Raw genomic sequence first — 18,936 nt, forward strand, 5'->3', positions numbered from 1 at the left:
AGAATATTAAAGTTTAACATATTAATAATCTAGTGTGTGAAAGTGAAGTGTCTTTATGAATGCGGTAATTGTGGCAGTAGGTGTCATGTTAATATTAAGTTTGCTTCGAATCAATGTCGTCCTTTCACTTGTTTTAGGAGCCTTTGCAGGGGGCTTAACAAGTGGTATGGGTATTCAAGCAACTGTCGAGTCGTTTACAGAGGGATTAGGGGCAGGTGCTACTATTGCACTTAGTTATGGTCTACTTGGTGGATTTGCTATAGCTATTTCGAAGACAGGTATACCTGACTTATTCATTGCAGGTATGTTAAACGTGTTAAATAAAAATGGTTCAAGTAATAGGAAGGGCTTAGTAAAAGTATTAATTTTTCTGCTTATTTTTATCATGGCCATTTTTTCTCAAAATTTAATTCCAATTCATATTGCCTTTATCCCTTTACTAATACCACCGATTTTAAAGGTTTTAAATATGCTTGAAGTGGATCGTAGAATAATAGCAACACTAATTGCGGTTGGCTTAATTGGCACCTATAGTTTTGTACCAGCAGGCTTCGGGGCCATCTTCCAAGAAATTGTGTCAACGCAAGTTACAAATGCCGGAATGGTTGCACAAGCAAGTGATGTGCCTGTAGCAATGGCTATTCCTATCCTAGGTATGTTAGTAGGACTAGGGATTGCATTCTATGTATATCGCAAACCACGTAAATACAAAAATACAGATGTAGAAACAGCGACTTTAAATGTCAATGTCAGTAAAACAGTTATCATTTCTACCGCACTAGCATTAATTGTTTCACTTATCGCGCAAATCGCCACAGATTCCATGATTGTTGGTGCCTTTGCAGGGATCATGATTATGTATTTTACGGGTGCTCTTAAATGGAGAGAGGCCGATGAAATTCTATCAGAAGGTATGAAAATGATGGCGTTCATTGGCTTCGTAATGATTGCTGCCAATGGATTCGCCTCCGTTATCAATGCAACCGGTGATGTAGATAGTTTAATTACAAGCTCACTGGCATACCTTGAGGGCAATAGAAGTTTGGCGGTATTTATTATGCTAGTGATTGGATTAGTTGTCACAATGGGCATTGGCTCTTCTTTTGCGACAGTGCCGATTATTGCGACTTTATTTGTTCCGTTAGCACAAGGATTAGGAATGAGCCCTTTAGCAATATTGTGCTTAATCGGAACTGCGGGCGCATTAGGTGACGCAGGTTCACCAGCATCAGATTCAACATTAGGACCAACTGCTGGCTTAAATGTTGATGGACAACATAATCATATTTGGGATACATGTGTACCGACGTTTATCTTTATTAATATTCCACTTGTTCTATTTGGATGGATTGCCTGTGTATTCTTTCTATAATGTTGAGAAGCAGTTTCTAAATTTTAGAGACTGCTTTTTTTGTTAATTGTTCGAAATGTTCGAAAACGTAGATTGCACAGGTTATGTGTTGCAAAATAAACGAAAATTATATATACTAGTAAACGGCTTAAATAAGCGAGAAATATTAGTAGTAAAGAATATCTACAACATTTAAAAGAATTTAGCGAAAAGACTTGCTTATTCTTTTTTTATTGTATATAATGTTGAATGTTGGTCTTTGACTGCGATGAAACGAGAGGTTGCCGACACACCCGGCCGCTTTGCCATGGCGGTGCGTTGGAGAATTTTCGTGGAGAATGTCTAGAAAATAGGCGAGAAGGAGGGAAAATAATGGCAAAACAAAAGATTCGTATTCGTTTAAAAGCGTATGATCACCGTATTTTAGATCAGTCTGCTGAGAAAATTGTGGAGACTGCAAAACGTTCAGGTGCAAGTGTATCAGGTCCGATTCCACTTCCAACTGAGAAGTCTGTGTACACAATTCTACGTGCTGTTCACAAGTACAAAGACTCTCGTGAACAATTCGAGATGCGTACGCATAAACGTCTGATCGATATCGTTAACCCAACACCACAAACTGTTGATGCGTTAATGAAACTTGATTTACCATCTGGCGTTGATATCGAAATCAAACTTTAATGGTAAAAACAATATAACTTTTTAAAACTTACAGGAGGTGTGACAAATGGCTAAAGGAATCTTAGGTAGAAAAATTGGTATGACACAAGTTTTCGCTGAAAACGGCGATTTAATCCCGGTAACAGTTATCGAAGCTACTCCAAACGTAGTTCTTCAAAAGAAAACTGTTGAAACAGACGGCTACGAAGCAATTCAAGTTGGTTTCGAAGATAAGCGTGTTAAGCTTTCTAACAAACCAGCGCAAGGTCACGTAGCAAAAGCGAATACTGCTCCTAAGCGCTTCATTCGTGAATTCCGCAACGTGAACGTTGAAGAATACGAAGTTGGTCAAGAAGTCAAAGTAGAAATTTTCGCAGAAGGCGATGTAATTGATGTAACAGGTGTTACTAAAGGTAAAGGTTTCCAAGGTGTTATTAAACGCCACGGACAATCTCGTGGTCCTATGGCCCACGGTTCTCGTTACCACCGTCGTCCTGGTTCAATGGGTCCAGTTGCTCCGAACCGCGTATTTAAACAAAAGAAATTACCTGGTCAAATGGGTGGCACAGTAGTTACAATCCAAAACTTAGAAATCGTAAAAGTTGATGCAGAACGTAACTTACTACTTGTTAAAGGTAATGTTCCTGGTTCTAAAAAAGCTCTAGTTACAGTTAAAACTGCAATTAAAGCTAACTAATCACTTCAAGAAAGGAGGAAACAGGAATGACAAAAGTATCTGTACTTAGTCAAACAGGTGCTTCAGTTGGTGAAATCGAGTTAAACGAAGCGATCTTCGGAATCGAGCCAAATGAAGCAGTATTATTCGACGCAGTAGTTGCACAACGCGCTTCTCTTCGTCAAGGTAATCATAAGGTGAAAAACCGTTCTGAAGTTGCTGGTGGTGGTCGTAAACCATGGCGTCAAAAAGGAACTGGTCGTGCTCGTCAAGGTTCTATCCGTTCTCCACAATGGCGCGGCGGTGGTATCGTATTCGGTCCAACTCCACGTAGCTATTCTTATAAATTACCTAAAAAAGTTCGTCGTTTAGCTCTTAAATCTGCTTTATCAGCTAAAGTAGTAGAACAAAACTTCTTAGTTCTTGATGCTCTTACACTAGCAGCACCAAAAACAAAAGAATTCACTAAAATTCTTAAAGATCTTTCTTTAGAGAAAAAATCTTTATTCGTAACTGCTGACCTAGATGAAAACGTAGCATTATCTGCTCGTAACATCCCTGGTGTAACAGTGTTAACTGCAAACGGAATCAACGTTCTTGATCTTTTAGGTCACGAAAAAGTTGTATTCACTAAAGCTGCAGTAGAAAAAGTTGAGGAGGTGCTTGGATAATGGAAGCACGTGATATTTTAAAACGTCCGGTCATTACTGAGCGTTCTTCAGAACTTATGGCAGAGAAAAAGTATACTTTCGAAGTAGACACTCGCGCTAACAAAACTCAAGTAAAAGACGCTGTAGAAGAAATCTTTGGCGTAAACGTTGAGAAAGTAAACGTTCTTAACTACAAAGGTAAATTCAAACGCGTTGGCCGTTACGGTGGTTACACAAACAAACGTCGTAAAGCGATTGTTAAACTAACTGCGGACAGCAAAGACATCGAATTATTCGAAATGTAATCCTTTAAGGATTTATGATTTGAACAATCAAGAAGGAGGGAAACACAATGGCGATTAAAAAGTATAAACCTACCTCTAATGGTCGTCGTAATATGACGTCTTTAGACTTTGCGGAAATTACAACTAACAAGCCTGAGAAATCATTGCTTGAACCAACTAAACGCAAAGCTGGTCGTAACAACCAAGGTAAAATCACTGTTCGTCATCATGGTGGTGGTCATAAGAAGCAATATCGTGTTATCGATTTCAAACGTGTTAAAGATGGCATTCCAGCGAAAGTTGCTACTATTGAATATGATCCAAACCGTTCTGCGAATATCGCATTAATCAACTACGCTGATGGAGCAAAAGCTTACATCTTAGCACCAAAAGGTCTAGAGGTTGGTCAAACAATCGTATCTGGTCCAGATGCTGATATTAAAGTAGGTAACACATTACCATTAGCAAACATTCCAATGGGTACAACAATCCATAACATCGAGTTAAAACCTGGTAAAGGTGGACAATTAGTACGTTCTGCTGGTACTTCTGCGCAAGTACTTGGTCGTGAAGGCAAATACGTAATCGTTCGTCTACAATCTGGTGAAGTACGTTTAATTCTTGCTACTTGCCGCGCTACAATCGGTCAAGTTGGTAACGAACAACACGAACTTGTACACATCGGTAAAGCAGGTCGTAGCCGTTGGTTAGGTAAACGCCCAACTGTTCGTGGTTCTGTAATGAACCCTAACGATCACCCACACGGTGGTGGTGAAGGACGTTCTCCAATCGGACGTAAATCACCGATGACACCTTGGGGTAAACCAGCACTTGGTTACAAAACTCGTAATAAGAAAAACAAATCGGATAAATTCATCATCCGTAGTCGTAAAAAATAAAGTGGTTAAACTACGGTTCTATGTGAGAGCCGTGGTGGAATCACGGAGGGAGGTTCCTACATGGGTCGCAGTTTGAAAAAAGGACCTTTTGTTGATGACCACTTAATGAAAAAAGTGGAAGCACAAGAGGCTTCTGAGAAGAAACAAGTTATTAAAACTTGGTCTCGCCGTTCTACAATCTTCCCGAACTTCATCGGACTAACAATTGCTGTATATGATGGACGTAAACATGTTCCTGTATACGTAACAGAAGATATGGTAGGCCACAAACTTGGTGAATTCGCACCGACACGTACTTACAAAGGTCACGGTGCAGACGACAAGAAAACAAGACGCTAATTTTGAGAGGAGGTAAATCCTAATGACACAAGCTAAAGCTATCGCTCGCACAGTACGTATCGCTCCTCGTAAAGTTCGTCTAGTTGTAGACTTAATCCGAGGTAAGCAAGTAGGTGAGGCAGTTGCAATTTTACGTCATACTCCAAAAGCGGCGTCTCCAGTCGTTGAGAAAGTATTAAAATCTGCAGTTGCTAATGCTGAGCACAACTACGATCTAGATATCAACTCTTTAGTAGTTTCTGAAGTATTCGTTGATGAAGGTCCAACATTAAAACGTTTCCGTCCACGTGCACAAGGACGTGCAAGCGCAATTAACAAACGCACAAGCCACATCACTTTAGTGGTATCTGAGAAGAAGGAGGGTTAATCCGTGGGTCAAAAAGTACATCCAATAGGACTGCGCGTTGGTATTATTCGTGACTGGGAGTCAAAATGGTACGCTGAAAAAGACTATGCAACTCTACTTCACGAAGACATCAAAGTGCGTAAATATATTGAAACGGCTCTTAAAGACGCTTCTGTTTCTAAAGTTGAAATCGAACGTGCTGCAAACCGTGTAAACATTACAATTCACACTGCTAAACCAGGGATGGTAATCGGTAAAGGTGGTACTGAAGTTGAAAATCTTCGTAAATACCTTGGCGAATTAACTGGTAAACGTGTACACATCAACATTATCGAAATTAAACGTGCTGATCTTGACGCTCGTCTAGTAGCTGAAAACATCGCTCGTCAATTAGAAAACCGTGTTTCATTCCGTCGTGCGCAAAAGCAAGCGATCCAACGCACAATGCGTGCTGGTGCAAAAGGAATTAAAACACAAGTATCTGGTCGTTTAGGTGGCGCTGATATCGCGCGTGCTGAACACTATAGTGAAGGAACTGTTCCACTTCATACTCTACGTGCTGACATCGACTATGCACACGCAGAAGCTGACACTACTTACGGTAAATTAGGCGTTAAAGTATGGATCTACCGTGGTGAAGTTCTTCCTACGAAGAAATCTGTGGAAGGAGGCAAATAATATGTTATTGCCTAAACGCGTAAAATACCGTCGTGAACACCGCGGAAACATGCGTGGCGAAGCGAAAGGCGGTAAAGAAGTATCTTTCGGCGAATGGGGCCTACAAGCTCAAACTGCTAGCTGGATTACTAACCGTCAAATCGAATCTGCACGTATCGCGATGACTCGTTACATGAAACGTGGCGGTAAAGTTTGGATTAAAATCTTCCCGCACAAACCTTACACGAAAAAACCTCTAGAAGTCCGCATGGGTTCTGGTAAAGGTTCTCCTGAAGGTTGGGTAGCAGTTGTTAAACCAGGAAAAGTAATGTTCGAAATTGCTGGTGTATCTGAAGAGATCGCACGTGAAGCACTTCGTTTAGCATCACATAAGCTTCCTGTTAAATGTAAGATCGTAAAACGTCAAGAAACTGGTGGTGAATCTAATGAAAGCTAATGAAATCCGTGACCTTGCCACTTCTGAAATTGAATTAAAAGTGAAATCACTGAAAGAAGAGCTTTTCAACCTTCGCTTCCAATTGGCGACTGGTCAATTAGAAAACACAGCTCGTATTCGTGAAGTGCGTAAAGCAATCGCGCGTATGAAAACTGTTATTCGTGAAAGAGAAATCAGTGCAAATAACTGATAAAGGAGGTTTTCAAGTATGACTGAGCGTAATCAACGCAAAGTTTACACGGGCCGTGTCGTTTCAGATAAAATGGACAAAACAATTTCTGTTTTAGTTGAAACTCACAAAAAGCACAAGCTTTATGGTAAACGTGTAAAGTACTCTAAAAAGTTTAAAGCTCATGATGAGCAAAACCAAGCGAAAATCGGTGATATCGTACGTATCATGGAGACTCGCCCGCTATCAGCTACTAAACGTTTCCGTCTAGTTGAAGTTGTAGAAAAAGCGGTTATTATTTAATAACTATTTCGGAACAACCAATTTCCGAAGGGAGGTAACCTAAGTGATCCAACAAGAAAGTCGTATGAAAGTTGCTGACAACTCAGGTGCACGTGAAGTTCTTACAATTAAAGTGCTTGGTGGCTCTGGCCGTAAAACTGCTAACATCGGTGATATCGTTGTTTGTACAGTTAAGAAAGCAACACCAGGTGGCGTTGTCAAGAAGGGTGACGTTGTTAAAGCTGTTATCGTTCGTACTAAATCGGGCGTACGTCGTAAAGACGGTACTTACATCAAATTTGATGAAAATGCTTGTGTAATTATTCGTGATGATAAATCACCACGCGGAACTCGTATTTTCGGACCTGTTGCACGTGAATTACGTGACAGCAACTTCATGAAAATCGTTTCTCTAGCTCCAGAAGTTCTTTAATTTCATGACAGTGCCAATCAAGGAGGTGCGACAGCATGCATGTAAAAAAAGGTGACAAGGTTAAGGTTATCACTGGTAAGGATAAAGGCAAAGAAGGAGTAATCCTAGCTGCTTTCCCTAAACAAGACCGCGTTCTTGTTGAAGGTGTAAACATCGTGAAAAAACACGTTAAACCTAACCAATTGAATCCACAAGGTGGGATTGTAAGCCAAGAGGCTGCAATTCACGTTTCGAACGTAATGCTAATCGATCCTAAATCTGGCGAGCCGACTCGTGTAGGTTATAAAATCGAAAACGGTAAAAAAGTTCGTGTTGCAAAAAAATCAGGTGCAGTAATCGACTAATTAGTAAATAAAAGAAGGGAGGTACACACATGAGCCGCCTAAAAGAAAAATATTTAAATGAAGTTTCTCCTGCTCTAATGAGCAAGTTTGGATATAAATCAGTTATGCAACTTCCAAAAGTTGATAAAATCGTTATCAACATGGGTGTTGGCGATGCAGTTCAAAACTCTAAAGCGCTTGATGCAGCTGTAGAAGAACTGACAATTATCACTGGTCAAAAACCAGTAGTAACTAAAGCGAAAAAATCGATCGCAGGTTTCCGTCTACGTGAAGGTATGCCTATCGGTGCTAAAGTTACATTACGCGGTGAGCGTATGTATGAATTCTTGGATAAATTAATCGCAATCGCATTACCTCGTGTACGTGACTTCCGTGGTGTTTCTAAAAAAGCATTCGATGGTCGCGGTAACTACACTCTAGGTGTTAAAGAGCAATTAATTTTCCCAGAAATCGATTACGATAAAGTTTCAAAAGTACGCGGTATGGACATCGTGATCGTAACGACAGCGAACTCTGACGAAGAAGCTCGCGAGTTATTGACACAATTCGGTATGCCGTTCCAAAAGTAATTAAACAAGGAGGGCGAAAACGTGGCTAAAAAATCTATGATCGTTAAACAACAACGTAAGCAAAAGTTTAAAGTGCAAGAGTATACACGTTGTGAACGCTGTGGTCGTCCACACTCAGTATATCGCAAATTCAAACTTTGCCGTATTTGTTTCCGAGAACTTGCATATAAGGGACAAATTCCTGGCGTTAAAAAAGCCAGCTGGTAATCCCCTAATTTGGGAAGGAGGTAAATGTAATGACAATGACTGATCCGATTGCAGATATGCTTACTCGCATTCGTAATGCGAACATGGTTCGTCACGAGAAGTTAGAAGTACCAGCTTCCAACGTGAAAAAAGAAATCGCTGAAATTTTAAAGCGTGAAGGTTTCGTACGTGACGTAGAATACGTGGAAGACAACAAACAAGGTATCATCCGTATCTTCTTAAAATACGGTAAAGATAACGAGCGCGTTATCACTGGCCTAAAACGTATTTCTAAACCTGGTCTACGTGTATATGCTAAAACAAATGAAGTTCCTAAAGTACTGAACGGTCTTGGTATCGCTTTAGTGTCAACTTCACAAGGTTTATTAACAGATAAAGAAGCTCGCGCTAAACAAGTTGGCGGCGAAGTTCTAGCATACGTTTGGTAATTAGCAATAAATGAATGGAGGTGCAACTAAATGTCTCGTGTAGGTAAAAAAATTATCGAGGTACCAGCTAACGTAACTGTTACTGTCGCAGCTGACAACACTGTTACTGTTAAAGGTCCTAAAGGCGAACTTGTTCGTTCTTTCCACCAAGATATGAAAATTGAGCAAGAAGGAAATGTGATCTCTGTATCTCGTCCTTCTGATTCAAAAGAACACCGCACAAACCACGGTACTACTCGTGCGCTTTTAGCGAACATGGTTACTGGTGTTTCTGCAGGTTTCGAAAAATCATTAGAACTTATCGGTGTCGGTTACCGTGCGCAATTACAAGGTAAAAAGCTTGTACTTAACGTAGGTTACTCTCACCCAGTTGAGTTCACACCAGAAGATGGTCTTGAAGTAGAAGTTCCGACTAATACAAAAATCATCGTTAAAGGTATCAGCAAAGAACGCGTTGGCGCTCTTGCATCTAATATCCGTGACGTTCGTCCACCAGAGCCTTATAAAGGTAAAGGTATCCGTTACGAAGGCGAATACGTTCGTCGTAAAGAAGGTAAAACAGGTAAATAATGCTGCCTAAGCATTAGAAAGGAGTGACCCTTGTGATTACGAAACAGGATAAAAATCAAGTTCGTAAAAAACGTCATGCGCGAGTTCGTTCTAAAATTTCGGGTACTGCTGAGCGTCCACGCTTAAATGTATTCCGTTCTAACAAGAACATCTACGCTCAACTTATCGATGACGTAGCAGGCGTAACACTTGTTAGCGCATCATCTCAAGAAAAAGGTTTTGAAGGTGCTGGTAACAACGTAGAAGCTGCATCAAAAATCGGTGAAACAATCGCGAAACGCGCTGCGGAAAAAAACATTACTGCAATTGTATTTGACCGTGGTGGTTACTTATATCATGGACGTGTAAAAGCTTTAGCTGAAGCTGCACGTGAGAACGGTTTAGAATTTTAATAAGAAGGAGGGACACATTTCATGAGTCGAATTGACGCAAACAAACTTGGAGAACTTGAAGAACGCGTAGTTACTATTAACCGTGTTGCTAAAGTTGTTAAAGGTGGACGTCGCTTCCGCTTCACAGCATTAGTTGTAGTTGGCGATAGAAACGGACATGTTGGTTTCGGTACTGGTAAAGCTCAAGAGGTGCCAGATGCTATCCGTAAAGCTGTTGAAGATGCGAAGAAAAACTTAATCGAAGTGCCACGTGTAGGTGGAACAACTCCACACTTAGTGCTTGGTCGCTTCGGTGCAGGAGAAATCCTAATCAAACCTGCTGCTCCTGGTACAGGGGTTATCGCTGGTGGTCCAGTACGTGCCGTACTAGAACTTGCTGGTATTACTGATATTCTTTCAAAATCACTTGGATCTAACACACCAATCAACATGGTGCGTGCTACTGTTCAAGGTTTAACTGAATTAAAACGCGTAGAGGACGTTGCAAAATTACGTGGCAAATCAGTGGAAGAAATATTAGGATAAGGGGGGAATAATAATGGCTAACAAATTAGAAATCACCCTTACAAAATCTGTGATCGGTTCTAAACCGGCACAACGTAAAACTATTGAAGCTCTAGGCTTACGTAAATTAAATCAAACTGTTGAGAAAGCTGATAACGCAGCTACTCGCGGTATGCTTGATAAAGTAGCTCACTTAGTTACTGTAAAAGAAAATTAATTTTTAATTAATGAACAAGGAGGTGCCACCCACTATGAAACTGCATGAGTTAAAACCAGCAGAAGGATCTCGTAAGCAACGCAATCGCGTTGGTCGTGGTATCGGTTCTGGTAACGGTAAAACATCAGGTAAAGGTCATAAAGGTCAAAACGCTCGTTCTGGTGGCGGTGTACGCCCAGGCTTTGAGGGCGGTCAAAACCCGTTATTCCGTCGTTTACCTAAACGTGGATTTACGAACATTAACCGTAAAGAATACGCTATCGTTAACCTTGACACATTAAACCGTTTCGAAGACGGTGCAGAAGTAACAACTGCATTATTACTTGAAACTGGTCTTGTGAGCAATGAAAAAGCTGGAATTAAAGTTCTTGGTAATGGAACACTTAACAAAAAGCTTACAGTAAAAGCTCATAAATTCTCAGCTTCAGCAAAAGAAGCAATCGAGAATGCCGGCGGAACTACTGAGGTGATTTAATGTTTCAGACAATCTCTAACTTTATGCGTGTTCGAGATATAAGAAATAAAATCATCTTCACTCTTTTAATGTTAATTATTTTCCGTATTGGTACATTCATACCAGTACCGAATGTTGACGCAACTGTATTAAAGGCAACTGATGAGTTTAACCTCGTTGGTTTCCTCAATACTTTTGGCGGTGGTGCGTTGCAAAACTTCTCTATCTTCGCGATGGGAATTATGCCATACATTACAGCCTCAATCATTGTTCAGTTATTGCAAATGGACGTAGTACCGAAATTTGCTGAATGGGCAAAGCAAGGTGAAGTCGGAAGACGTAAACTTGCACAATTTACTCGCTACTTTACAATTATTCTTGCCTTTATCCAATCATTCGCCATGTCATTTGGCTTCAACAAAATGTACGGTGGATCTTTGATTAAAGAAGAGGGAATTCTAACTTATATTACAATTTCAATTGTATTGACAGCAGGTACAGCATTCCTTGTATGGCTTGCTGAACAAATTACCGCACATGGTGTTGGTAATGGTATTTCAGTTGTAATTTTTGCTGGTATCGTGGCAGCATTACCTACAGGAATAAACCAAATCTATGCACAACAAATTGAGGGTGCAGGTGATAAACTGTTTATTAACATTATCATCCTTGCATTACTTGTTTTGATTTTACTTGCAATTGTCGTTGGGGTTATTTACGTGCAACAAGCACTTCGTAAAATTCCAATTCAATATGCAAAACGAGTTACTGGACGCAACCAACAAACAGGTGGTCAGCAAACGCACTTACCGTTAAAAGTAAATGCTGCAGGGGTTATTCCGGTAATCTTCTCAGTAGCGTTCCTTGTCACACCTCGTACGTTAGCAGCGTTCTTTGGTCAAAACGATATAACAACATTCATTCAAAACACGTTCGATTATCAGAAACCTGTTGGAATGTTGATTTATGTTGCATTGATCGTCGCGTTCACATATTTCTATGCATTCGTACAAGTGAATCCAGAAAATGTGGCAGACAACTTGAAAAAACAAGGTGCTTACATTCCAGGTATTCGCCCGGGTGAAAACACTCAAACGTATTTAACAAGCGTGTTATATCGACTAACATTTGTTGGTGCGATATTCTTAACTGTAATTGCAGTAATGCCGATTATATTCATCAACCTTATGAATCTACCTGCCTCAGTGCAAATCGGTGGTACTAGTATTATTATCGTAGTAGGCGTAGCGCTAGAAACGATGAAACAGCTAGAATCACAACTTGTTAAACGTCACTACAAAGGCTTTATGAAATAATGTTGATTTTTAGGGAACGTTCTTCGTTTCCTGAAATCAGCAAACCTTTTGTGGGAGGACTATTTCCGATGAATATCGTTTTAATGGGTCTGCCAGGTGCCGGTAAAGGTACACAGGCAGATAAAATTGTTGAGAAGTACGCAATTCCTCATATTTCTACAGGAGATATGTTCCGTGCCGCTATTAAAGACGGTACAGAGCTAGGCTTACAGGCTAAATCGTTTATGGATCAAGGTGCTCTAGTACCTGATGAAGTAACGATTGGTATTGTTCGTGAGCGACTTGCTAAAGCTGATTGTGATAAAGGTTTCCTATTAGATGGATTCCCACGTACAGTTCCTCAAGCGGAAGCGTTAGACAGCATTTTAGCTGATCTTGGTAAAGCTATTGAACATACGTTAAACATTCAAGTTGAAAAAGATGAGCTAATTGCTCGTTTATCAGGTCGTCGTATTTGTAAAACTTGCGGTACATCGTATCATTTAATTTTCAATCCACCAGCTGTGGAAGGTAAATGTGATAAAGATGGTGGCGAATTATACACACGTGCGGATGATAATCCTGAAACGGTTGCAAACCGTCTTGAAGTAAATATGAATCAAGCACAACCTTTATTGGACTTCTATGAAGCAAAAGGTGTGTTAACAAATATTGATGGACAGCAAGATATTAATAAAGTGTTTGCTGATCTTGATGCTCTTTTACAGGGCAGCCGCAGCTGATACCCGGCTCCGGGCGCAGAATACTGCTTCCGCGGGAGGCATGCGGGAGCAACACCGAAACATAATTTTTTTGAGAGTTGCAAAAGCATATTGTGCCCGGTATATATTTCTTTTAAAAAGTGCAACATGACTTTTGAGAGAGTATAATGGGTTTCGTGGAAGCATCTGTGTAACGGGTATGAATATCTCATCAAAGACATTTCCGGTATTCGTGTAAACATGGGAGATTCAGTGCCCATACTGGTCCTGTATATTCCGTGGATTGTGTGAAGCGAAACCAGACGAGCGTCTTTCAAACATCTCTCATACAATCCAAACATATGTTGAAACGAGGTTGCTTCTATAGTTGCAGCAGATATCCGTTTGATGTAACGATGAGAACTTTAATTTGCATATAGAGAGGAGAGACAGAGTAGATGGCGAAAGATGATGTAATTGAAGTCGAAGGGACAGTTGTTGAGACTTTGCCAAACGCGATGTTTAAGGTAGAATTAGAAAATGGACATGTGATTTTGGCACACGTTTCTGGTAAGATTCGTATGCACTTTATCCGTATTCTACCTGGAGATAAGGTTACTATCGAGTTATCTCCTTATGATTTAACTCGCGGTCGTATCACATACCGTTTTAAATAATCTTTTGCGCTCCGGACTATTAAGGAGGTTAGGTTAGATGAAAGTGAGACCATCTGTGAAACCGATCTGCGAAAAATGTAAAGTAATTCGCCGACGCGGTAAAGTAATGGTAATCTGTGAAAATCCTAAACACAAACAAAAACAAGGTTGATTCTAAAGGAGGTGCACAACGTACATGGCACGTATTGCTGGTGTTGACATTCCTCGCGACAAACGCGTGGTAATTTCATTAACTTACATTTACGGTATTGGTAAAACTACAGCTCAGAAAGTATTAGCTGGCGCAGGTGTTTCAGAAGATACACGCGTCCGCGACTTAACTGAAGATCAGTTAAACAAAATCCGTGAACAATTAGATTCTTACAAACTTGAAGGTGACTTACGTCGCGAAACTTCATTAAACATTAAACGTCTGATGGAAATCGGTTCATTCCGTGGTATCCGTCACCGTCGTGGTTTACCTGTTCGTGGTCAAAATACGAAGAACAATGCGCGTACGCGTAAAGGTCCTCGTAAAACAGTTGCGAACAAGAAAAAATAATACGTAAAGGAGGTTCCTTCTTAACATGGCTCGTAAACAACAAACTCGTAAACGTCGTGTGAAAAAGAATATCGAATCTGGTATTGCACACATTCGTTCTACATTTAACAATACAATTGTAACGATTACAGATATGCAAGGTAACGCTGTATCTTGGTCAAGTGCTGGTGCTCTTGGTTTCCGTGGTTCACGTAAATCTACACCATTCGCTGCTCAAATGGCTGCAGAAACTGCTGCTAAAACATCCCTTGAACATGGTCTGAAAACGTTGGAAGTAACTGTTAAAGGTCCTGGTGCTGGTCGTGAAGCTGCAATTCGTGCACTTCAAGCTGCTGGTTTAGAAGTAACTGCTATTAAAGACGTTACTCCAGTTCCTCACAATGGTTGCCGTCCGCCAAAACGTCGTCGCGTGTAATGGGTGCTTCTCATAGTGTATGAGAACATCATTTTTTGTACAGACTGTCTTGTGCAGATAATAAACGATACGTCAATGACGATCGAATCTATGATGGAAAGAACCTATACATTCGATGTTTTGAAGGAGGGTAAATGAAATGATCGAAATTGAAAAACCAAAGATTGAAACGGTGGAGATCAGCGAAGATTCCAAATATGGAAAGTTTGTTGTAGAACCGCTTGAACGCGGATATGGAAACACTTTGGGTAATTCTTTACGTCGTATCCTTCTGTCTTCATTACCAGGAGCTGCTGTCACTTCAATCCAAATTGATGGCGTTCTTCACGAATTCTCAACTGTAGAAGGCGTTGTGGAAGATGTAGCTTCAATTATTTTGAACGTGAAAAAGCTTGCTCTTAAAATCTACTCTGACGAAGAAAAAGTTATTGAGATTGATGTAAAGGGCGATGGAACAGTTACGGCTGCTGACATTACACATGACAGTGACGTAGAAATTTTAAACCCAGATCTATATATTGCAACAATCGCTAAAAACGGTCATTTACGTATGCGTATGTACGCTCAACGCGGCCGTGGTTACACTCCTGCTGATCAAAACAAACGTGAGGATCTTCCTATCGGCGTGATCCCGATCGACTCTATTTACACTCCAGTATCACGCGTCAATTTCCAAGTGGAAAATACTCGTGTAGGTCAGTCTTCTGACTACGACAAACTTTCTCTTGATGTGTGGACAGATGGTAGCATCGGTCCGAAAGAGGCGATTTCGCTCGGAGCAAAAATTTTAACCGAGCATCTAAACATCTTCGTTGGCATGACAGATGAGGCACAAACTGCTGAAATCATGGTCGAAAAAGAAGAAGATCAAAAAGAAAAAGTTTTAGAGATGACTATCGAAGAACTGGATCTTTCTGTTCGTTCTTACAACTGCTTAAAACGCGCTGGTATTAATACAGTACTAGAACTTGCGAATAAGTCAGAAGACGATATGATGAAAGTTCGTAACCTTGGACGTAAGTCATTAGAAGAGGTAAAAGCGAAGTTAGAAGAGCTTGGTTTAGGGTTACGCAAAGAAGACTAAGCGATTTAAACAAAACTTATAAGATCAGATATTCTTTATAAAGGAGGGAAACATCCATGGGTTACAGAAAACTTGGTCGTACAAGTTCTCAACGTAAAGCGATGTTACGTGACTTAGCTACTGATTTAATCATCAACGAGCGTATCGAAACTACTGAGGCTCGCGCTAAAGAAGTACGTAAAGCTGTTGAAAAAATGATTACTTTAGGTAAACGCGGAGATTTACACGCACGCCGTCAAGCTGCTGCATTCATCCGTCGTGAACTAGTAACAACTACTGACGAAGAAGGTAACGAAACAACTTCATTTGCGCTACAAAAGCTATTTGATGATGTTGCACCACGTTACGCAGAACGTCAAGGTGGTTACACTCGTATTCTTAAAGTAGGTCCTCGTCGTGGTGACGGTGCACCTGTTGTTGTGATTGAATTAGTTTAATCATAAGAGAAAACAAGTGGTGAAGAGGGTGGAACCACCACCCTCTTTCTTTATAAACGATTTATACGACAAATAATTAAGCTGAGCGTTATGATGAGCGGACACTGTTGTGTGGCGTCTCGTTTAGCTCTCCGCACCTCATTCAAAAGAGGCAAGGGCTTGAGCACCCGTGTTTCTTGTAAATGTAACGACTAGCGCATTTCTATCGAATGAGGTGCGCGCTTTTTTATTATTTTAATGAACAACGAAACAGCGCCAATTGATGGTGCTTTTTTTAATATAAAAGAAAAAGCGCGTAGGCATTTTTCTTATACCGACATACTGATTGTAGTAGAATTCATACATAAAAAAGTGTAAGTTAGTTAGTATAGCTGAGCATGTAGAGAGGAGATCTAGAAATGCCCGAAATTTTATCGTTAAATAATGTGACGTTTTCATATACACCTGAAAATCAAGAGCTGCGAAATGCTGTTGAAAATGTAAGCTTTGCCGTCCAAGAAGGTGAGTGGATTGCCATCGTTGGCCATAATGGTTCAGGGAAATCTACGATCGCCAAATTAATGAATGGTTTATTATTCCCACAGCAAGGAGACGTTCGTATATTACGTGAAGTATTAAATGAAGATAACCTATGGGAGTGCCGCTCACAAATGGGCATGGTGTTTCAAAATCCAGACAATCAATTTGTAGGGGCAACCGTGCAAGATGATGTTGCCTTTGCGCTTGAAAATAACGGCATACCGTTTGAAGAAATGGTAAAACGTGTGCATGCAGCGTTGGAACAAGTGAAAATGAGTAACTTTGTGGATCATGAGCCACATCATTTATCGGGTGGACAGAAGCAACGTGTTGCGATTGCAGGGGCATTAGCACTGAAGCCAAAGTTGCTTATTTTAGATGAAGCCACATCTATGTTAGACCCACAAGGCCGTGTTGAAGTATTACAAACTGTCCAAACATTACGCGCAGAAACAGGGCTAACGGTGTTATCGATTACCCATGATTTAGAAGAGGCCATGTTGGCTGATCGTATACTATTTATGAACGATGGTAAGAAGTTTGCAGAAGGATCACCTGCTGAAATTTTTTCACTGGGGGACAAGTTAACAGAGCTCGGGCTTGATTTACCATTTGCCATGAAGTTATCAAAGCTATTGCAAAAGGAAGGTGTTCCGTTAATGGGACAACATATGACAGAAGAAGAGTTGGTGAATGATTTATGGACATCAAACTTCAACAAGTAAGCTATGCCTATTCTCAAGGCACACCTTTTGAAAAACGGGCATTATTCGATGTCAATTTTGAGATTCCATCCCATACGTACCAAGCAATTATTGGACATACGGGTTCCGGTAAGTCGACCATTCTTCAACATTTTAATGCACTGTTAAAGCCAACAACGGGCATTGTGCAATTAGGCGATCGCACAGTGGAGGCAGGTAAAAAGGCTAAGGATTTAAAAGCAGTTCGCCAACGTGTGGGCATTGTATTTCAATTTCCAGAGCATCAGTTGTTTGAAGAAACGGTATTAAAGGATATTATGTTCGGGCCAATGAACTTTGGTGTATCTGCTACAGAGGCTGAGGCGCGTGCTAGAGAGCTTGTCCGTTTAGTTGGCTTACCTGAAAATGTGCTGGAAAAGTCACCATTTGATTTATCTGGCGGACAAATGCGACGTGTGGCCATAGCGGGTGTTTTAGCAATGGAGCCAGAAGTTATTGTTTTAGATGAACCAACAGCTGGGCTAGACCCCCGTGGTCAAAAGGAAATTATGGAGATGTTTTATACATTACATCAAGAGCGTAATTTAACGACGATTCTTGTGACACACAGTATGGAAGATGCAGCTCGTTATGCGGACAATCTTATCATTATGCATGAGGGCAAAAATGTATTGAGTGGAACACCGCGAGAGATTTTTAAGGATATTGAGACATTGAAACAATTTCGTTTAGAGCCGCCTCGGATTGTGCGCTTTCAACAAAAAGTTGAAAAGATGATTAATACATCTTTGGCAAAGGTCTGTTTAACTGAAGAGGAGCTAGCGATTGAAATGGCTCGATTATTGAGAGAGGAGCGTGCAGAGTCATGATGGAGAAAATGATATTCGGGCGCTTCCTGCCAGGAGATTCTCCTGTTCATAAGCTTGACCCACGTTCGAAACTCGTTTTCGTATTTGCATTTATCATTATCGTATTTTTAGCTAATAATACGATAACATATGCAATGCTCTTAGCTTTTACGTTATTCATTGTTTTAGTATCACGTATACGCTTGTATTTTTTAATAAATGGTCTAAAGCCCGTGCTGTTTTTAATGGCGTTTACATTTTTACTGCATATTTTTATGACCAAGGAAGGCGACCTACTATTTCATTGGAAGTTTATCTCCATCTATGAGGGCGGTGTTCGCCAAGGGATTTATATTTCCACACGTTTCCTTGTACTAGTGTTTATGACATCTATTTTAACGCTGACAACATCACCAATTTCCATTACAGATGGGATTGAAGTATTGCTCAATCCATTGAAAAAAATCAAGGTTCCTGTCCACGAGCTAGCATTAATGATGTCCATTTCACTGCGTTTTATTCCAACGTTGATGGATGAGACAGATAAAATTATGAAGGCGCAAATGGCGCGTGGTTCGGATTTATCTTCCGGCCCAATAAAAGACCGAATTAAAGCCGTTGTTCCATTGTTAGTACCGCTCTTTGTAAGTGCCTTTAAACGTGCAGAGGACTTAGCTACCGCGATGGAGGTACGAGGATATCGAGGTGGCGAAGGCCGTACGCGTTATCGACAGCTCAAATGGGATATGGGCGATACATTTGCGCTTGCCTTACTCGCGGCAATGGCGGTTTTATTATTTTTCTATAGAAGTTAAAGGAGTAGCTTG

At 40.5% G+C, this 18,936-nt stretch carries 33 protein-coding genes and 1 pseudogene; all 34 read left to right on the forward strand.

Annotated elements, in window-relative coordinates; all coding sequences use genetic code 11:
• The first annotated feature begins 55 nt into the window (after window positions 1–55).
• The 34 genes and pseudogenes from C9J37_RS08340 (at window position 56) to C9J37_RS08505 (ending at window position 18,924) form a co-directional block, all read left to right on the forward strand.
• Complete coding sequence (locus C9J37_RS08340) at window positions 56–1,372, forward strand: Na+/H+ antiporter family protein (RefSeq protein ID WP_107894993.1); 1,317 nt, start codon at window positions 56–58, stop codon at window positions 1,370–1,372.
• A gap of 351 nt (window positions 1,373–1,723) precedes the next feature.
• The gene (gene rpsJ / locus C9J37_RS08345; protein WP_004233624.1) at window positions 1,724–2,032 is read left to right on the forward strand and encodes a 30S ribosomal protein S10; all 309 of its coding nucleotides are present in this window, start codon (window positions 1,724–1,726) and stop codon (window positions 2,030–2,032) included.
• A 46-nt stretch (window positions 2,033–2,078) separates the two neighbouring features.
• Window positions 2,079–2,708 (forward strand): 50S ribosomal protein L3, encoded by a 630-nt coding sequence (gene rplC, locus C9J37_RS08350; protein ID WP_024364370.1) that lies wholly within the window; start codon window positions 2,079–2,081, stop codon window positions 2,706–2,708.
• Window positions 2,709–2,734: 26 nt separating this feature from the next.
• A complete protein-coding gene (gene rplD, locus C9J37_RS08355) occupies window positions 2,735–3,358 on the forward strand; it encodes a 50S ribosomal protein L4 (protein ID WP_010860604.1) in 624 nt (207 codons plus the stop codon).
• Window positions 3,358–3,642 (forward strand): 50S ribosomal protein L23, encoded by a 285-nt coding sequence (rplW, locus tag C9J37_RS08360; RefSeq protein WP_036205532.1) that lies wholly within the window; start codon window positions 3,358–3,360, stop codon window positions 3,640–3,642. The genes rplD and rplW overlap by 1 nt, the downstream gene beginning before the upstream one ends.
• Window positions 3,643–3,689: 47 nt before the next feature.
• Window positions 3,690–4,520: a 50S ribosomal protein L2 gene (rplB, locus tag C9J37_RS08365; protein WP_107894994.1), complete on the forward strand. Its 831-nt coding sequence runs from the start codon at window positions 3,690–3,692 to the stop codon at window positions 4,518–4,520.
• A gap of 60 nt (window positions 4,521–4,580) precedes the next feature.
• Window positions 4,581–4,859 (forward strand): 30S ribosomal protein S19, encoded by a 279-nt coding sequence (gene rpsS, locus C9J37_RS08370; RefSeq protein WP_004233637.1) that lies wholly within the window; start codon window positions 4,581–4,583, stop codon window positions 4,857–4,859.
• A gap of 22 nt (window positions 4,860–4,881) precedes the next feature.
• Window positions 4,882–5,226: a 50S ribosomal protein L22 gene (gene rplV, locus C9J37_RS08375; protein WP_004233639.1), complete on the forward strand. Its 345-nt coding sequence runs from the start codon at window positions 4,882–4,884 to the stop codon at window positions 5,224–5,226.
• A 3-nt stretch (window positions 5,227–5,229) separates the two neighbouring features.
• Window positions 5,230–5,883, forward strand: a complete 654-nt coding sequence (rpsC, locus tag C9J37_RS08380) for a 30S ribosomal protein S3 (protein ID WP_069514333.1) — start codon at window positions 5,230–5,232, stop codon at window positions 5,881–5,883.
• Between the two features lies 1 nt (window position 5,884).
• Entirely contained in the window at window positions 5,885–6,319 is a 435-nt protein-coding gene (gene rplP / locus C9J37_RS08385) for a 50S ribosomal protein L16 (RefSeq protein ID WP_010860599.1), read from the forward strand.
• The gene (gene rpmC, locus C9J37_RS08390) at window positions 6,309–6,509 is read left to right on the forward strand and encodes a 50S ribosomal protein L29 (protein ID WP_004233646.1); all 201 of its coding nucleotides are present in this window, start codon (window positions 6,309–6,311) and stop codon (window positions 6,507–6,509) included. Before rplP ends, rpmC begins: the two co-directional genes overlap by 11 nt.
• A gap of 18 nt (window positions 6,510–6,527) precedes the next feature.
• Window positions 6,528–6,791 carry a 30S ribosomal protein S17 gene (gene rpsQ / locus C9J37_RS08395; protein ID WP_024364366.1) on the forward strand — a complete coding sequence of 88 codons (264 nt, stop codon included), beginning with the start codon at window positions 6,528–6,530 and terminating at the stop codon, window positions 6,789–6,791.
• A 43-nt stretch (window positions 6,792–6,834) separates the two neighbouring features.
• On the forward strand, window positions 6,835–7,203 hold the full coding sequence (gene rplN / locus C9J37_RS08400) for a 50S ribosomal protein L14 (protein ID WP_004233650.1): 369 nt from the start codon (window positions 6,835–6,837) through the stop codon (window positions 7,201–7,203).
• Between the two features lie 35 nt (window positions 7,204–7,238).
• Window positions 7,239–7,547: a 50S ribosomal protein L24 gene (gene rplX, locus C9J37_RS08405; protein ID WP_004233652.1), complete on the forward strand. Its 309-nt coding sequence runs from the start codon at window positions 7,239–7,241 to the stop codon at window positions 7,545–7,547.
• Window positions 7,548–7,576: 29 nt separating this feature from the next.
• A complete protein-coding gene (rplE, locus tag C9J37_RS08410) occupies window positions 7,577–8,116 on the forward strand; it encodes a 50S ribosomal protein L5 (RefSeq protein WP_024364365.1) in 540 nt (179 codons plus the stop codon).
• A gap of 21 nt (window positions 8,117–8,137) precedes the next feature.
• Window positions 8,138–8,323 carry a type Z 30S ribosomal protein S14 gene (locus C9J37_RS08415; RefSeq protein ID WP_004233656.1) on the forward strand — a complete coding sequence of 62 codons (186 nt, stop codon included), beginning with the start codon at window positions 8,138–8,140 and terminating at the stop codon, window positions 8,321–8,323.
• A 29-nt stretch (window positions 8,324–8,352) separates the two neighbouring features.
• Window positions 8,353–8,751 (forward strand): 30S ribosomal protein S8, encoded by a 399-nt coding sequence (rpsH, locus tag C9J37_RS08420; protein WP_008181717.1) that lies wholly within the window; start codon window positions 8,353–8,355, stop codon window positions 8,749–8,751.
• A 30-nt stretch (window positions 8,752–8,781) separates the two neighbouring features.
• A complete protein-coding gene (gene rplF, locus C9J37_RS08425) occupies window positions 8,782–9,321 on the forward strand; it encodes a 50S ribosomal protein L6 (RefSeq protein ID WP_024364364.1) in 540 nt (179 codons plus the stop codon).
• Window positions 9,322–9,353: 32 nt separating this feature from the next.
• The gene (gene rplR / locus C9J37_RS08430) at window positions 9,354–9,713 is read left to right on the forward strand and encodes a 50S ribosomal protein L18 (RefSeq protein ID WP_107894995.1); all 360 of its coding nucleotides are present in this window, start codon (window positions 9,354–9,356) and stop codon (window positions 9,711–9,713) included.
• 21 nt (window positions 9,714–9,734) lie between these two features.
• Window positions 9,735–10,238, forward strand: coding sequence for a 30S ribosomal protein S5 (rpsE, locus tag C9J37_RS08435; protein ID WP_024364362.1), 504 nt, complete (start codon window positions 9,735–9,737; stop codon window positions 10,236–10,238).
• A 13-nt stretch (window positions 10,239–10,251) separates the two neighbouring features.
• The gene (gene rpmD, locus C9J37_RS08440; protein WP_024364361.1) at window positions 10,252–10,434 is read left to right on the forward strand and encodes a 50S ribosomal protein L30; all 183 of its coding nucleotides are present in this window, start codon (window positions 10,252–10,254) and stop codon (window positions 10,432–10,434) included.
• Window positions 10,435–10,468: 34 nt separating this feature from the next.
• A complete protein-coding gene (rplO, locus tag C9J37_RS08445) occupies window positions 10,469–10,909 on the forward strand; it encodes a 50S ribosomal protein L15 (protein WP_024364360.1) in 441 nt (146 codons plus the stop codon).
• Window positions 10,909–12,204: a preprotein translocase subunit SecY gene (gene secY, locus C9J37_RS08450; protein WP_107894996.1), complete on the forward strand. Its 1,296-nt coding sequence runs from the start codon at window positions 10,909–10,911 to the stop codon at window positions 12,202–12,204. The genes rplO and secY overlap by 1 nt, the downstream gene beginning before the upstream one ends.
• A gap of 68 nt (window positions 12,205–12,272) precedes the next feature.
• Complete coding sequence (locus C9J37_RS08455) at window positions 12,273–12,926, forward strand: adenylate kinase (RefSeq protein WP_069514342.1); 654 nt, start codon at window positions 12,273–12,275, stop codon at window positions 12,924–12,926.
• Window positions 12,927–13,176: 250 nt separating this feature from the next.
• Window positions 13,177–13,254, forward strand: a pseudogene (locus C9J37_RS08460) (type I methionyl aminopeptidase); the annotation flags it as partial.
• A gap of 88 nt (window positions 13,255–13,342) precedes the next feature.
• Window positions 13,343–13,561, forward strand: a complete 219-nt coding sequence (gene infA / locus C9J37_RS08465) for a translation initiation factor IF-1 (protein ID WP_004233690.1) — start codon at window positions 13,343–13,345, stop codon at window positions 13,559–13,561.
• 37 nt (window positions 13,562–13,598) lie between these two features.
• Complete coding sequence (gene rpmJ / locus C9J37_RS08470; RefSeq protein ID WP_000868344.1) at window positions 13,599–13,712, forward strand: 50S ribosomal protein L36; 114 nt, start codon at window positions 13,599–13,601, stop codon at window positions 13,710–13,712.
• A 24-nt stretch (window positions 13,713–13,736) separates the two neighbouring features.
• The gene (rpsM, locus tag C9J37_RS08475; RefSeq protein ID WP_107894997.1) at window positions 13,737–14,102 is read left to right on the forward strand and encodes a 30S ribosomal protein S13; all 366 of its coding nucleotides are present in this window, start codon (window positions 13,737–13,739) and stop codon (window positions 14,100–14,102) included.
• A gap of 25 nt (window positions 14,103–14,127) precedes the next feature.
• Window positions 14,128–14,517, forward strand: a complete 390-nt coding sequence (gene rpsK, locus C9J37_RS08480; protein ID WP_004233731.1) for a 30S ribosomal protein S11 — start codon at window positions 14,128–14,130, stop codon at window positions 14,515–14,517.
• A 139-nt stretch (window positions 14,518–14,656) separates the two neighbouring features.
• Window positions 14,657–15,601, forward strand: a complete 945-nt coding sequence (locus C9J37_RS08485) for a DNA-directed RNA polymerase subunit alpha (protein ID WP_004233733.1) — start codon at window positions 14,657–14,659, stop codon at window positions 15,599–15,601.
• Window positions 15,602–15,657: 56 nt separating this feature from the next.
• Entirely contained in the window at window positions 15,658–16,038 is a 381-nt protein-coding gene (gene rplQ / locus C9J37_RS08490; protein ID WP_010860588.1) for a 50S ribosomal protein L17, read from the forward strand.
• A gap of 398 nt (window positions 16,039–16,436) precedes the next feature.
• On the forward strand, window positions 16,437–17,282 hold the full coding sequence (locus tag C9J37_RS08495) for an energy-coupling factor ABC transporter ATP-binding protein (RefSeq protein ID WP_107894998.1): 846 nt from the start codon (window positions 16,437–16,439) through the stop codon (window positions 17,280–17,282).
• Window positions 17,258–18,130, forward strand: a complete 873-nt coding sequence (locus C9J37_RS08500; protein ID WP_107894999.1) for an energy-coupling factor ABC transporter ATP-binding protein — start codon at window positions 17,258–17,260, stop codon at window positions 18,128–18,130. The genes C9J37_RS08495 and C9J37_RS08500 overlap by 25 nt, the downstream gene beginning before the upstream one ends.
• A complete protein-coding gene (locus C9J37_RS08505) occupies window positions 18,127–18,924 on the forward strand; it encodes an energy-coupling factor transporter transmembrane component T family protein (protein ID WP_025220836.1) in 798 nt (265 codons plus the stop codon). The genes C9J37_RS08500 and C9J37_RS08505 overlap by 4 nt, the downstream gene beginning before the upstream one ends.
• Window positions 18,925–18,936 lie beyond the last annotated feature (12 nt).

Origin of the sequence: Lysinibacillus mangiferihumi (assembly GCF_003049665.1) — a bacterium.
Classification (GTDB): Bacteria; Bacillota; Bacilli; order Bacillales_A; family Planococcaceae; genus Lysinibacillus; species Lysinibacillus mangiferihumi.

Excerpts from the sequence above, each read along its gene's own strand:
- C9J37_RS08340 (WP_107894993.1), top strand. The coding sequence starts at position 56 with ATGAATGCGGTAATTGTGGCAGTAGGTGTCATGTTAATATTAAGTTTG.
- C9J37_RS08505 (WP_025220836.1), top strand. The coding sequence starts at position 18,127 with ATGATGGAGAAAATGATATTCGGGCGCTTCCTGCCAGGAGATTCTCCT.
- rplD (WP_010860604.1), top strand. The coding sequence starts at position 2,735 with ATGACAAAAGTATCTGTACTTAGTCAAACAGGTGCTTCAGTTGGTGAA.
- rplC (WP_024364370.1), top strand. The coding sequence starts at position 2,079 with ATGGCTAAAGGAATCTTAGGTAGAAAAATTGGTATGACACAAGTTTTC.
- C9J37_RS08455 (WP_069514342.1), top strand. The coding sequence starts at position 12,273 with ATGAATATCGTTTTAATGGGTCTGCCAGGTGCCGGTAAAGGTACACAG.
- rpsS (WP_004233637.1), top strand. The coding sequence starts at position 4,581 with ATGGGTCGCAGTTTGAAAAAAGGACCTTTTGTTGATGACCACTTAATG.
- rpmJ (WP_000868344.1), top strand. The coding sequence starts at position 13,599 with ATGAAAGTGAGACCATCTGTGAAACCGATCTGCGAAAAATGTAAAGTA.
- rpsH (WP_008181717.1), top strand. The coding sequence starts at position 8,353 with ATGACAATGACTGATCCGATTGCAGATATGCTTACTCGCATTCGTAAT.
- rplF (WP_024364364.1), top strand. The coding sequence starts at position 8,782 with ATGTCTCGTGTAGGTAAAAAAATTATCGAGGTACCAGCTAACGTAACT.
- C9J37_RS08500 (WP_107894999.1), top strand. The coding sequence starts at position 17,258 with ATGGACATCAAACTTCAACAAGTAAGCTATGCCTATTCTCAAGGCACA.
- rpsK (WP_004233731.1), top strand. The coding sequence starts at position 14,128 with ATGGCTCGTAAACAACAAACTCGTAAACGTCGTGTGAAAAAGAATATC.
- rplE (WP_024364365.1), top strand. The coding sequence starts at position 7,577 with ATGAGCCGCCTAAAAGAAAAATATTTAAATGAAGTTTCTCCTGCTCTA.
- secY (WP_107894996.1), top strand. The coding sequence starts at position 10,909 with ATGTTTCAGACAATCTCTAACTTTATGCGTGTTCGAGATATAAGAAAT.
- rpsM (WP_107894997.1), top strand. The coding sequence starts at position 13,737 with ATGGCACGTATTGCTGGTGTTGACATTCCTCGCGACAAACGCGTGGTA.
- rpsJ (WP_004233624.1), top strand. The coding sequence starts at position 1,724 with ATGGCAAAACAAAAGATTCGTATTCGTTTAAAAGCGTATGATCACCGT.
- rplX (WP_004233652.1), top strand. The coding sequence starts at position 7,239 with ATGCATGTAAAAAAAGGTGACAAGGTTAAGGTTATCACTGGTAAGGAT.
- rpmD (WP_024364361.1), top strand. The coding sequence starts at position 10,252 with ATGGCTAACAAATTAGAAATCACCCTTACAAAATCTGTGATCGGTTCT.
- rplQ (WP_010860588.1), top strand. The coding sequence starts at position 15,658 with ATGGGTTACAGAAAACTTGGTCGTACAAGTTCTCAACGTAAAGCGATG.
- C9J37_RS08495 (WP_107894998.1), top strand. The coding sequence starts at position 16,437 with ATGCCCGAAATTTTATCGTTAAATAATGTGACGTTTTCATATACACCT.
- rplV (WP_004233639.1), top strand. The coding sequence starts at position 4,882 with ATGACACAAGCTAAAGCTATCGCTCGCACAGTACGTATCGCTCCTCGT.
- rplB (WP_107894994.1), top strand. The coding sequence starts at position 3,690 with ATGGCGATTAAAAAGTATAAACCTACCTCTAATGGTCGTCGTAATATG.
- rplW (WP_036205532.1), top strand. The coding sequence starts at position 3,358 with ATGGAAGCACGTGATATTTTAAAACGTCCGGTCATTACTGAGCGTTCT.
- infA (WP_004233690.1), top strand. The coding sequence starts at position 13,343 with ATGGCGAAAGATGATGTAATTGAAGTCGAAGGGACAGTTGTTGAGACT.
- rpsQ (WP_024364366.1), top strand. The coding sequence starts at position 6,528 with ATGACTGAGCGTAATCAACGCAAAGTTTACACGGGCCGTGTCGTTTCA.
- rplO (WP_024364360.1), top strand. The coding sequence starts at position 10,469 with ATGAAACTGCATGAGTTAAAACCAGCAGAAGGATCTCGTAAGCAACGC.
- rpmC (WP_004233646.1), top strand. The coding sequence starts at position 6,309 with ATGAAAGCTAATGAAATCCGTGACCTTGCCACTTCTGAAATTGAATTA.
- C9J37_RS08485 (WP_004233733.1), top strand. The coding sequence starts at position 14,657 with ATGATCGAAATTGAAAAACCAAAGATTGAAACGGTGGAGATCAGCGAA.
- rplP (WP_010860599.1), top strand. The coding sequence starts at position 5,885 with ATGTTATTGCCTAAACGCGTAAAATACCGTCGTGAACACCGCGGAAAC.
- rpsE (WP_024364362.1), top strand. The coding sequence starts at position 9,735 with ATGAGTCGAATTGACGCAAACAAACTTGGAGAACTTGAAGAACGCGTA.